7 protein-coding genes are annotated in these 13232 nt (G+C 56.6%); all 7 read right to left on the reverse strand.

The genetic code is table 11. The features are described from left to right. Positions 1–396: 396 nt before the first annotated feature. The 7 genes from HMPREF2605_RS03745 to HMPREF2605_RS03775 all read right to left on the reverse strand — a co-directional run bounded on the left by HMPREF2605_RS03745 (position 397) and on the right by HMPREF2605_RS03775 (position 12968). Entirely contained in the window at positions 397–2106 is a 1710-nt protein-coding gene (locus HMPREF2605_RS03745; RefSeq protein WP_049353424.1) for an ABC transporter family substrate-binding protein, read from the reverse strand. A gap of 443 nt (positions 2107–2549) precedes the next feature. Then, positions 2550–4250 carry an ABC transporter family substrate-binding protein gene (locus HMPREF2605_RS03750; RefSeq protein ID WP_070846997.1) on the reverse strand — a complete coding sequence of 567 codons (1701 nt, stop codon included), beginning with the start codon at positions 4248–4250 and terminating at the stop codon, positions 2550–2552. 405 nt (positions 4251–4655) lie between these two features. Continuing rightward, entirely contained in the window at positions 4656–6386 is a 1731-nt protein-coding gene (locus HMPREF2605_RS03755) for an ABC transporter family substrate-binding protein (RefSeq protein ID WP_070846999.1), read from the reverse strand. Between the two features lie 368 nt (positions 6387–6754). Continuing rightward, positions 6755–8452, reverse strand: a complete 1698-nt coding sequence (locus tag HMPREF2605_RS03760; RefSeq protein ID WP_070483309.1) for an ABC transporter family substrate-binding protein — start codon at positions 8450–8452, stop codon at positions 6755–6757. Between the two features lie 429 nt (positions 8453–8881). Beyond that, on the reverse strand, positions 8882–10975 hold the full coding sequence (locus HMPREF2605_RS03765; protein ID WP_070685241.1) for an ABC transporter ATP-binding protein: 2094 nt from the start codon (positions 10973–10975) through the stop codon (positions 8882–8884). Then, entirely contained in the window at positions 10975–11976 is a 1002-nt protein-coding gene (locus HMPREF2605_RS03770; protein ID WP_005507216.1) for an ABC transporter permease, read from the reverse strand. Before HMPREF2605_RS03770 ends, HMPREF2605_RS03765 begins: the two co-directional genes overlap by 1 nt. After that, positions 11973–12968, reverse strand: a complete 996-nt coding sequence (locus HMPREF2605_RS03775; protein WP_005507218.1) for an ABC transporter permease — start codon at positions 12966–12968, stop codon at positions 11973–11975. Before HMPREF2605_RS03775 ends, HMPREF2605_RS03770 begins: the two co-directional genes overlap by 4 nt. Positions 12969–13232 lie beyond the last annotated feature (264 nt).

The following is a 13232-nucleotide window of genomic DNA, read 5'->3' on the forward strand; positions in this document are numbered from 1 at the left end:
GCCGACGGTACCCAGGGCAACGGTGCCGGTGAGCAGGGTACGACGGTTGAGGGTGAAAGTGGTCATTAGTTTTCCTCAGTTAGGTGGGATGCTGCTTTGCTGTACGCGGGGGAACACAACCCGCACACCTTTGTGACAGCACGCACATTTTGCATTGAGATTAGTATACACACATTTCCCACGCACTATGACCTAGTTCACCGTTTTAGGGAAAATATTTCAGCCAATCCCCGAAACCACCCCACCACAAACCCCCCATCAAAAACACAGAAAAGCCCCGCAGTACCCCGCCACTGAGGCGGAATACCGCGGGACTTTACCCTCCAGAGCCTTATACCGGCGCCTCCGAAAATTCAGCAACTACCGAATAGGAATCCAGAAAATTAACATGTGGCTTTAGTTCTGCCAACCCACATTGGTCCAGCGCTTGGGGTCGGTGTAACTGGTTGCGAAGAGGGAAGGACCGTAGTTAGCCAGCTTCTCCTTCACAGCTGCGTAGCTGGGGCCGTTAGCGTAGGGGAAGTAAATAGCGACCTTCTCCATGTGCTGCTTCTCAGCCTCAGCAGCCATCTTCAACTGCTCCTCGTGGGATTCCTTCTCGTAAATGGACGCGATGAACTTATCCAGCTCGGGATCGCCCACACCTTCGTTGATTTCGCTGGTGTAGAAGTACTGAACACTGTCTGCGGGGTCAGCACCAATACCCCAGCCGGAGAAGGCGCAGTCGTACTGCTTAGAGCCCATCACGGAGTTGAACTGGGACTGCGGCTGGTTGTCCTGCTCGAGCTTAATACCTGCTGCCTTGAGCTGCTGCTCGAGGTTCTGGAACTGAGCCAGGGAGGTTGCATCCGAACCGAAGTAGGTGATGGAGAAGCCTGCAGTCTTACCGTCCTTGGCGTAGTAGTCGCCATTCTTGGAGTAGCCTGCTGCTTCCAGGATCTTTGCCGCAGCCTCGGGGCCGGGGTTAGAAGGCATAGCGTCCTGGTAGCCCTTCTGGAAGGGCATAGCAATCATGGAGCCGGTCAGGGGCTCTTCCCAGTTGATCTGGCCGAACTTGACCTTAGCCAGCTGAGAGCGGTCAACCGCGGCGAAGACTGCACGGCGCAGGGCGGTGTCGGTCACGCGGGTCGGGTTGAACTGCAGGTTGATCACGCCGACGCTCTGGCCGGAGCGAATCTGGACACCGGGCTGACCCTTGACGGCGTTGTAGGTTGCCAGGCCAGCAAAGCCGATGCTGTCCAGCTCGCCGTTCTTGAACGCTGCGCGCTCTGCTTCGTCGCCCATTTCGCGCCAGATGATGCGATCCAGCAGAGGCTTCTCGCCCCACCACTTGTCGTTGGGCACGAGGGTGAGGGTCTTAGCCGAAGAGTTCCACTCGCCAATCTTGAAGGGGCCGGACCAGTACTGATCCATGGGCTTGTTCACGAAGCCGTTATTGAAGAGCTCCTTGTCGGTCAGTGCGGGGTGCAGACCGAGCAGGCCGAGGGTCTCAGCGGGGTACAGGGGCTTGGACATGACGATCTTGACGCGGGTCTTGTCGCCATCCACGGGGTCGATGGATGCTACCTGCTGCCAGAAGGGAGCGGCGATAACGTTGTAGCCGTCATCAGGGTTGCGGTAGACGGTCCACGCGGCGCGGATTGCCTCAACGTCAACGGGGGTGCCGTCATTGAAGACAGCCTTAGAGTTGAGCTTGAAGGTGATGGTCTGCACGCCGCCAACGGTCTCTGCCTTGTAGTCGCTGACATAGTCGTCGTTGAGGCTGTATTCGCCAGCAGGGCTTAGGGAGGTGAAGCCGATAGCGGAGGGGATGTTGCAGGCGCCACCGAATGCGGTGAGGTTCTCGGTGGTGTAGCCGCTCTGAGTCAGAATGTTGAAGTTCGGGCCGACTGCGGAGACGCTACCGCGGAACTCGCCACCCTGCTTGAGGGAGGAGCGGTCCTGCTTGTTGATTTCGAGGTTCTTGACGATTTCCTCGGTGCTTGATGCAGCCTTACCGCTGATCTTCTTGTCAGAGCCGCCGCCGCATGCAGCGAGCAGGCCGACGGTACCCAGGGCAACGGTGCCGGTCAGCAGGGTACGGCGATTAATACGTAGATGAGTCATGTATTCTCCTCATGCCGGAGGGCTCGGGTGCTATTCGATAAGCGCACCGTGTTGTGCGCTGATTTTTCGGGAGCGCCGAAGCTCCCGCCCATCACCTTTGTGAGAGCCCCCACATTGTTTGTGGTTGAAACACAGTATACCCCCAAAAGAAGCGACGCAGACCACAGTCCAATCCGTGGAAGAACTATACACCGTCTAAAAATCACGGGTTCAGCGCCTGAAACCGCATCATCATGCGGAAGCCGCGTGCGAAAACTAAAAAATGAAATATTATGTAGCATTGGCGCGCGAGCGCGTCACACCCGGTACTTTGAGAGTCGTTACAAGTTACAAGCACAGCGTCGGGGCAACTAAAGCGCGCTGAACCCTCCACAAGAAAAAACTCCCCACCCCTATACGACACTGCGAAAACGTATAGGGGGCAGGGAGCTTAAAACTGCGGCTTATGCCATCCAGCCGACGGTAGACCAGTCGGTGGTCTTGAAGAGGAACGCACCGTAGTTAGCGAGCTTCGGGCGGCATGCCTTGAAGTCCGGGCCATTGAGGAAGGGGATGAAGAGGCAAACCTCGCTCATGTGCTTCTTCTCAATTTCGTTGCACTTCTCGGCGCGCTTAGCGTCATCGAGGATGGTGACCATCTCGTCGACCATAGCGTCAATTTCGGGGGTGCCGACGCCGTTCCAGTTCTTGGAGTGGTAGAAGTACTCGGCTGCACTGGTCGGCTCGGAGGTCACACCGAAGCCCGAAATGCTCACGTCGTACTCGCGGTTACCAACAACCTTCGAGAATTCAGACTGTGCACGCGAATCGAGCTCGAAGTTAATGCCGATTTCCTTCATGCTCTGGATGAAGGTCTGTGCCTGACCCTTGGTGGTGGCGTCATCACCGAAGGTGGTCAGCTTCAGGGTGATGGTCTTGCCGTCCTTCGCGTAGAAGTCGCCAGACTTGGTGTAGCCTGCCTTCTCCAGGACCTTGCGTGCTTCCTCCGGGTTACGTGCCGGGTAGTTGTCGCGGTAGTACTGGGAGGAACCCAACAGAAGCATCGAGCCGGGAACTTCTTCTTCATAGGGCAGACCCTGGAAGCGAATCTTTGCCAGAGCACCACGGTCGATACCCAGGAAGATTGCCTTACGGACAGCAACATCAGTGATGTGCTCTGCGTTCAGGTTCATGCCGCCGGCGAAGAGGCGGCGACCGCGGCGGATTTCAGAGTTCGCAACGTCCTTCATCTCGTTGTAGGCGCTGAGGGTACGTGATTCCACGACGTCCAGCTCGCCGTTCTTGTAGGCGGCGCGAGCTGCAGCGTCTGCCATTTCACGCACGACGATGCGGTCCAGCTTGGGCTTCTCACCCCACCACTTGTCGTTGGGCACAGCAGTGAAGGTCTTCTCGGAGGAGTTCCAGCCGTTGGGTGCCAGGGTGAAGGGGCCGCAACCGAGCTCGGGGTGGGGGTTGTCGACGAAGCCTTCGTTGAAGAGGTTTACGTCGAGCATCGCCGGGTGCAGGATTCCACCAAAGAGCAGACCCTTGACGGGGTTGTGCGCAGTCTTGAAAACAACGCGTGCGTGGTAGCGGTCGCCATCGATAGCTTCAACGCTTTCGATGAATTCGTAGATACCCGCTGCGGCAATCTTGTATTCACCGTCGGGGTCACGCTGGATCTGCCAGGTTGCCTTGAGAGCGTCGATGTCGATGGGGGTGCCGTCGTTGAAGACTGCCTTGGGGTTCAGGCGAACCTCTGCGGTGATCTTGCCGTCTACTTCCTTAGCTTCGAAGCCGAGGCAGTAGTTGGGGTCGAGCTCGTCTTCACCCTTGAAGGTGCTGCGCCAGATGCCGGCACCGGCGATAACGCCCATGGTTTCGGAGACGGAGGTGCTCGAGCCATTCTGGGAGAAGCGGTTGAAGTCCGGGCCGAGGGAGTAAGTGCTCAGGTTCAGGGTACCGCCCTGCTTGAGCTTCGAGGCATCCTGTTCGTTGATTTCATAGAACGGGGTTTCGCTTGCCTTGTGCTCGGTCTTGGAGGACGAGGAGCCACAAGCGCTCAGTACGCCGGCAGCAGCGACGGCGGTTGCGCCACCGAACAGTACGCGGCGGCTCATGATCGGGTTGAATCCGGAGAGGGAGGGGATGGGGTGGGGGCTCATGACGGGCTCCTTGCGGGGTGTGGACTGCGCTGATGCAGTGTTTGGCAGTGTGGGTGGCTCGCGTGCTCTGGAGGCGGGTTTTCCGCCTGTAGGAGCGCCTGCTATCTGCGGTGAGGGCGGGCAGGTCAAGCCATGCAAAATAATGTGACCTAAAGCTATGTTCTAAGCCACATTTAATATTTTTAGTAGTGTACACCACACACATCACTACAAGTGTGCAACACGATAAATATTTCTTAATTATTACGCCCGACCCTAAGACACCGAACCTAAATCCATGTCGGCACAACCCCACCACCCTTCGAGTGACACCCCCTCCCCCACCTCCAGAAATAGTCAGCGGGCACAGCAAAGCGGGCCGAATGTGCACATACACATTCGACCCGCTCGTAGGGCAGGCGTCTTTTAGGAGTTCATCCAGCCCACAGCAGTCCAGTCCATCGACTTGTACAGGTGCGGGCCATAGTTAGCCAGGGTCTTCTTGACCATCACAAAGTCAGGACCGTTCGTAATGGTACCCAGGAAGGCGAACTCAGCCATGTGCTTCTTCTCAATCTCGTTACAGGCAAGGTTACGTTCCTTGTCATCCTCAATGAGGGTCATGGCGTCGATGAGGGCATCGATTTCCTTGCTGCCGATACCTTCGTTGTTCTCGGAGTAGTAGAACTGCTTGGTACCCTCGGTTGCGTCAGCAGAGACCGAGTAGCCACTGAAGGAAATATCGTAGTCCCAGTTGCCCAAAATGGTGGCGAACTCACTATCGGCGTGTTGATCGATCCGGATCTCAATGCCGACATCCTTCATCTGCTGGGTGAAGGTCTGAGCCTTACCCTTGTTGGTCGGATCGTCACCGAAGACCACCACTGCACAGCCAGCCTTCGTGCCGTCCTTCTCGTAGTAGTCGCCATTCTTGGTGTAGCCGGCGGCCTCCAGAATCTTCTGCGCCTCCGAAACGCTGTTATTCGGGGTCGGATAAGAATCCTGGTAGTAGGGCGAGAAGGGCATGTGAATCATCGAACCGGGAATGGTTTCCTCGTAGGGCAGACCCTGGAACTGAATCTTTGCGAGTGCTTCACGGTTGGTGCCGACGAAGATTGCCTTACGCAGGGCAGCGTCCTTGACGCGGCGGGGATTGATATCCAGGCCGCCAGCGTAGAGGCGGGTGCCCTTACGCAGTTCGGTACCCGCAATGTTCTTCACCTCGGCATAGGTGGAGGAGGTGCTTGCACCGATAGCGTCAATTTCATCGTTCTTGAACGCGGCACGTGCAGCGCTGGATTCCATCTGGGTAAAGACAATCTTGTCCAGCAGGGGCTTGGTGCCCCACCACTTGTCGTTGGGTACAACGCTGAAGGTCTTCGCGGTGGAGTCCCAGCCCTTATCCGCCAGGGTGAAGGGGCCAGCCCAGTACTCGGGGTGGGGCGCATCCACGAAGCCGTTGTTGAAGAGCTCGACGTCTTCCAGTGCGGGGTGCAGAATCTCAGAGAAGAGGCTCTGCAGCGGATAGAAGGGCTTGGAGAAGGTGACGATTGCACTGTAGTCGTCTTCGCCCTTTTCTACGGATTCGACGAATTCGTAGATGCCGCTGGAGACAATGTTGTAGCCGTTATCCAGGCTCTTGAAGATGTTCCAGGTGGACTGGAGCGCCTTGTAGGTAATGGGGGTGCCATCGTTGAAGACAGCCTTGGGGTTGAGCTTGACGGCAACCTGAACCTTGTCGCCCTTCTTGCTGTGCTCGAAGGAGACAGCAAAGTCGGTGTTCAGCTTGTAAGTGCCGTCAAAGTCGAGGTTCCACATGCCGGCCTGGCTGATGGTGCTCATAACGTTGACGTTATCGCTGGTGTTACCGCTCTGGGTGTAGAAATTGAAGTTCGGACCGATGGATCCGGCGGGCAGGCGCAGGGTGCCGCCCTTCTTCAGGCTGTTCACATCCTGAGCGTTGATGTTGTAGAGGTCTTCGATATTGGCACCGGCGCCGGCGGCCTTGGTCTTTTCAGAGCTTGCGCTGCCGTTGCCGCAGGCGCTGAGCAGACCTACAGCTCCCAGAGCCGCGGTGCCGCCAATGAGGGCGCGGCGGCTGAAGCTGTTCTTGGTCGCTTCGTGGCTACTCGCGGTGTATGCGGTGTGGGCGGTCATGGGAGTGGTTTCCTTCTGTCTTGCGTGGGCGGGTGTATCCCGTATCCCCGAAGTGTTGATTATTTATGCAGAGCACTGCATAACTTTGTATGACTCCACTGTAGCGCGCCCCAGGATCGAAAACCAAGCATTTTTACAATATTTCTTAATATTTATCGTATTTTCTGAATATTCATACCATGAATACCCTGTTTTTGTGCGAATTTTTCGGATTTTTCCGGATAGCTATACCACCGCTCCCCTACATCGATATACAAAAGCACCCAAAGCACCCCTCCAGATATGCAAAAAGTGTCCACCCGGATGATCCGGGTGGACACTTTCATATAGCTCCAGGCTATTCACCTAGTAGGTGAAGGGAAGAGGACTTACTTAGCCCAACCGACCTTCTCCCAGTGAATACCATTGCCCTGGTAGAGGGAAACGCCGTAGTTGCGCAGACCCTTCTTGACGAACTTGTACTCGGGACCATTGAAGAGCGGAACCAGCACAGCAATCTCAGAGAGGTGCTTCTTCTCAATCTCGTTACATGCCAGGTTGCGTTCCTTGTCGTCAGCAATGAGCTTCATCTTCTCGATCATCTCATTGATTTCGTCGGTGCCAGCGTCCTCGGGCTTCTCACGCAGGTAGAACTGCTGGGTAGCCTGGGTAGCATCCGGGTCACTCAGAGCGTAGCCCGATGCAGTTGCGTCGTAGTCCTTAGCCTGCATTGCCTTACCGAATTCGCTTGCAGCGCGGGATTCGAGCTCAACATTAATGCCGACAGCCTTGAGCTGCTGAACAACGGTCTGAGCAACAGCCTTGGAGGTGGGGTCCTCGCCGAAGACGGAGTACTTGAAGGCAGCCTGCTTGCCGTCCTTCTCGTAGAACTCGCCGTTCTTGGTGTAACCTGCCTCTTCCAGAATCTTCGATGCAGCAGCTGCATCGTTGTTCGGGGTCGGGTAGACATCCTGGTAGTACTCGGAGAAGGGCATGTGAATCATCGAACCGGGCTGCTTCTCTTCGTAATCCAGACCCTGGAAACGAACCTTGGCAATTGCCTCACGGTTCATGCCAGCGACCACAGCGCGGCGCAGAGCAACGTCCTGCATGCGGGCGGGGTTCATGACCATGCCGCCGGAGAAGAGGCGAACACCGCGACGCATCTCGGTGTTAGCAATTTCCTTCAGCTCCTTGTAGCTTGCAGCAGCGGTAGCGGGAGCAGCGTCAATTTCATCGTTCTTGAACGCCGCACGCTCAGCAGCGGAATCCATCTGACGGAAGACGATGCGCTCCAGAACAGGCTTCTCGCCCCACCACTTGTCATTGCGGGTCAGGGTCAGGGTCTTCTCGGAGGAGTTCCAGCCGCCCTCAGCTACAGTGAAGGGACCAGTAGCGTATTCGGGGTGCGGGTTGTCCACGAAGCCTTCGTTGAAGAGGTTCTTATCCAGCAGAGCCGGGTGCAGAATTTCACCGAAGAGGATGTTCAGGGGGTAGTACGGCTTTGCGAAAGTGACCTTGACCTTGAAGTCATCACCGTCGCGCTCAACGGAGCCAACGCTGCTGTAGATACCGCTGGTCTCAATCTTGTAGTCGCCATCGACGCTCTTGAGGATGTTCCAGGTAGCCTGCAGCGCCTTGTAGTCGATGGGGGTACCGTCGTTGAACTTAGCCTGGGGGTTCAGCTCAATGGAGACAACGGGCAGACCGTTTTCCTCAGCGATTTCGAAGCTCTTTGCAAAGTCGGTAGACAGGGTGCGCTTACCCATGGGGTTAGCCTGCCAGAGACCGCTGTAGTACATGGGGCTCAGAGCAGCCTGGGTGTAGGAGGTAACACCGGTGCCGAAGAGGTTGAAGTTCGGACCCAGTGCAGTCACAGACAGGCGCAGGGTACCGCCCTGCTTCAGGTCCGAAACAGCGGTCTCAGCAATGTCGTAAAGTTCCTTGGCATCGGTACCCGCGGTTGCTCCCTGGGTGGTTGCCTTGGAGTCCTTGGACGAGCCGCACGCAGCCAGTACGCCCGCGGTACCCAGTGCTGCAGCGCCACCGAGAACGGTACGACGGTTCAGGATGAAATTCTTCTCCATGAGAGTGTCCTCTTATACGTTTGACCCTCAATAATCCTGCAGGAAAGCGTCAAGGGTTCCCTGCTCATGCGCCGCAATAGGCTGCGGTGAGCGATGAATTAGTGCCGGTCTATGAATGTGTTCCTTGAGGTACGCCCCTAGCGGCGCACCCACAGGCTTAATTATGGCTTACTGCCGGCAGGAAAGCCCTTCCATAAATATTCATATCTTGAATGGTGAGAAAGGTTATACCTAGTCAGTGCAGTTTTATCTGTTTCCTGGAGGATTTCAGTGCCTAGCGCCACATTCTGCGGCTCGCACCGTCTCACTAGGTGACAATCTCGAACAACGTACAGCCCACCAATACCGGGCATAAAAAACCCGAGGGGCGAATATTCAACGAATATTCGCCCCTCGGCACACATGCGACTTATTCAGCCGACTCTAGAGCTACACCGTAGCGGCCTCAGCCTCAGGGTAGTAGCAAGCATAACCGTGATCCTGGCCCTCAACGGGGGTCAGTTCCGGCATCTCCTCCAAGCAACGACGCTTCTTGTCCTCAGGCAGCAGCTTGAAGACCGGGCAACGGCTCGAGAAGCCACAGCCCTTAGGCGCGTTCACCGGAGTGGGCAGGTCGCCCTCAAGCATAATGCGGTGGCGCTTTGCCTCAACCTCGGGATCCGGGACCGGAATTGCCGAGAGCAGTGCACGGGTGTACGGGTGGATCGGGTTGTCGAACACCTGGTCGACGTCACCAATCTCAACAATACGACCCAGGTACATCACTGCAACGCGGTCGGATGCGTGGCGAATCACCGCGAGGTCGTGAGCAACCATCAGGTAGCTCAGGCCCAGGTTTGCACGCAGCTCCTCCAGCAGGTTAATCACACCAGCCTGGACGGACACGTCCAGTGCGGACACCGGCTCATCCAGAACCACGAGCTTGGGGTTCACAGCAAGCGCACGAGCAATACCGATACGCTGACGCTGACCGCCAGAGAACTGGTTCGGGAAGCGGTTCACGTGGTCAGGCTGCAGACCCACAATGTGCATCAGCTCGATGACGCGCTTCTTGATGTCTGCCTTGTTCATGCCCTGGTTTTCCAGCGGCTCAGCAAGCACCTCGTAAACGGTGAAGCGCGGATCCAAAGCACCGGTGGGGTCCTGGAACACCATCTGCTGGTTCTTACGCAACTCAAGAATCTCACCCGCGGACTTGCCGTCCTTGGTGGAGGTTCCGTTGATCAGAATCTCACCGTCGGTGTTCTTGTTGAACTCCATGATTTCCAGCAGGGTGGTGGTCTTACCACAACCGGACTCACCCACGATGGAGAAGCACTCGCCCTCGCGAATGTCGAAGGACAGGCCGTTCACAGCCTTCACAGTGCCCACGCGGCGCTTAATCAGCGCGCCCTTCATGAGCGGGAAGTGCTTCTTGACGTTGCGGACCTCCAGGACGGGGGCACGCTCCTCACGCGGAATACCGTCGTACTTCGATACCGGGGGCTCCGGAACCGGGTACAGCTCGTCAGCGGTCTTACCGACCAGCTCCTGAGAGATGGTGCAGGAGGAGTAGTGACCCTCGCCAACGCCTTCCAGCAGCTGCAGATCGGGCTCGCCGTTGGAGTCCTGGCAGCACTGGCCACCGCTCTTAGCGATGGGGCAACGCGGGCGGAAGGAGCACGCGGTCACCGGGTTAATCAGGTTCGGAGGGGTACCCTCAATCGGAACCAGGGAGACCTTCTCGGAACGGTCCACACGCGGGACCGCACCCAGCAGACCGATGGTGTACGGGTGGGAGGGATGCTTGTACAGGTCTTCTGCCTTCGCAATCTCCACCGGCTTACCGGCGTACATCACCAGAATGTCGTCAGCCATACCAGCCACAACACCGAGGTCGTGGGTAATCATGATGGTCGCTGCGCCGGTCTCTTCCTGAGCCTTCTGCATAACCTCCAGCACCTGCGCCTGAATGGTCACATCCAGCGCGGTGGTGGGCTCATCGGCGATGAGCACGCGGGGGTCATTCGCAATCGCCATAGCGATCATGATGCGCTGACGCATACCACCGGAGAACTCGTGCGGGAAGGAACGCAGGCGGTCAGCCGGCGAAGGAATACCCACCATACGCATCAGCTCGATGGAACGGTCCTTGATAGCCTGCTTGCTCATGCCCTTGTTGTGGACCTTGAGCACCTCAGCGATCTGATCACCAATGGTGTACACGGGGGTCAGGGAGGACAGCGGATCCTGGAAGACCATGGAGATCTCCTTGCCGCGGTATGCGCACATTTCCTTATCGCTCAGACCCAGCAGCTCGGTACCGTTGTACTTAATCGAGCCGGTGATGTCAGCGGTGGTCGGGTGCAGGCCCATAATCGCCATGGAGGCAACGGACTTACCGGAACCGGACTCACCCACGATACCCAGGGTCTTACCGGGGTACAGGTCAAAGTTCACACCGCGAACAGCGTGCACGACGCCATTCTCAGTGTTGAAGCGGACGTTGAGGTCCTTAACGCTCAGAACGGGAGAGGTACTCATTAGTTCTTCGCCTCCTTTGCAGCGGCAGCGGGTGCCTCTGCCTTCTCGTTCTTCTTGGACTTCTTGATCTTACCGACCGACATCGAAGTCGGGTCGAATGCGTCACGCAGACCGTCGTTCATGAGGGCCAGCGGACCAACCAGCAGGAAGAAGAACAGAACCGGGAACCAGAACATGTGCGGCAGGGTGTTAATCTGCTGCGAAGCATCCGAAATCAGCGAGCCCAGCGAGTAGTTGGGGTACTTAATACCGATGCCGATGAAGGAGTAAGCGACCTCAGAGAGCACAGCGCCCATGATGCCGCTGGTGAAGTTCAGAACCAGCAGGGAGCCAATGTTCGGAACCAGGTGGCGCATCACAATCTTGAAGGGGTGCACACCCATGTAGCGTGCAGCCTTCACGAAGTCGCGGTTGATGAGGGACTGCGCCATTGCACGAATAACACGGGCGCTACCCATCCAGCCGAAGGCAATCAGCACTGCAGAGAGCAGAACCCAGGTGGGGACGCTCTTCTGAATCTGCTTACCAACCTGACCGTTGATCAGAATTGCCAGAATCAGCAGCGAGGGAACCATGATCAGGGTCTCGAGGATGAACAGCATAATCTTGTCAATCCAGCCACCGAAGTACGCCATCACACAACCGTAAACTGCGGAGATGAACACAGTGGCCAAACCGACGACCACACCAATCTGGAGAGAGGTCCAGACGGCCTCAGACATCATGGCGAACACGTCATTACCCGCGATGGTGGTACCGAACCAGTGCTCGGCCGAGGGGCCTTCACCCAGCGCCATGTAGTCAATGTCGTTGGGCTTGTACTTGGTCAGGTACTTACCGAACAGACCGAACAGACCCATGCCGATGAACACGCACAGACCGAAGACTGCAGCCTTGTTACGCAGGAAGCGGCGCAGAATAATAACGCTCTTGTTGATGACCTTGAAGTCACCGTTCTCCTGTACCACCGGTACGGAGGAAGTTGCAGTTACCTGACTCATGAGATCCTCACTCGGGGGTCGACGATGGTGGTAGCGATATCAGCGATGATCGCACCGACAGCGAACAGTGCAGAACCGTACGCGAGGGTCACGGTCGCAGCGTTCACGTCCTGCGCGGAAATGGAGTCAATCGACCACTTACCGATACCGGGCCATGCAAAGACGGTCTCGGCGAAGAATGCACCCGCAAAAATCATCGGAATCTGGTACGCGATGGACTGTGCCACGGGGATGAAGGAGACGCGCAGTGCGTGGCGAGTAATCGCCTGGTTACGGGTCAAGCCCTTAGCACGAGCGGTACGCACGAAGTCAGCGTTCACGTTATCGAGCAGGTACTGACGCTGTGCAATCTGGTAACCAGCCCAACCGAAGATGGTCATACAGAAGGTCGGCACGACGTAGTGCGCCGCCATATCCATGGTGATTTCCCAGAATCCGGTCAGACCCGGAGTCGAAATACCGGTCACATAGAAAATCTTCTCTCCACCATTAGCAACGGCGATGTTGTTGATAGTGGTCGCGCCCTGCTGCACCACGAAGTAAGCAACGGGAGCGGGGATGATGTAGACCAGGTAGGAGTAACCGGTGATAACACGGTCAGAGAACTTGTACTGGCGAGCTGCCGAGTACACACCCAGGGCAATACCAATCACAATCGAGAGAATGGTAGCCACCAGCAGCAGGCGGGTAGAAACCCACACGCGCTGGCCAAATTCCTGGTTAATGTACGCGCCGTTGGGGCTACGGCCCCAATCGAACTTGGTGACCACATTGGTCAGCCACTGAACGTAGCGGTCCCAGGGGTTCATTTCGGGATCGAGACCCAGGGATGCGAAGTTACGGTTCACCTGCTCGGGGCTAGGCTTCGGAACCTTTTCCTGCTCCAAGAGGGCAGGCTTCAGGGCAGTAACCGCTGCAAAGTAACCCATCGTGGTCGTAATAAAGACCATGACGAGGTACGTCAGCGATCGCTGGAGGATGTACCTAAACATGGGACGGTTCCCCTCCTTGTGTAGATGTCGGTGTTAAGGCATGTGTGTCATGCTGTCCTAGCGCACTGCTTCGTGATGACTGTCACTAGGAGCATATGTACTTTATCTTATATAGCCTGTAACACTTCCACCAAACCCACATTGGGCACTTTCACCCCTTAGAACAGCCTGTATGCAAGCTAAAAGGGAGCTGGGTAAAAAAATGCCCCGGAATACCGGGGAAAAGGGGCGGATTAACAATTTTTACGAAAATTTTACATCGGA

The sequence above is a fragment of the Rothia sp. HMSC065C03 genome, assembly GCF_001837295.1.
Classification (GTDB): Bacteria; Actinomycetota; Actinomycetes; order Actinomycetales; family Micrococcaceae; genus Rothia.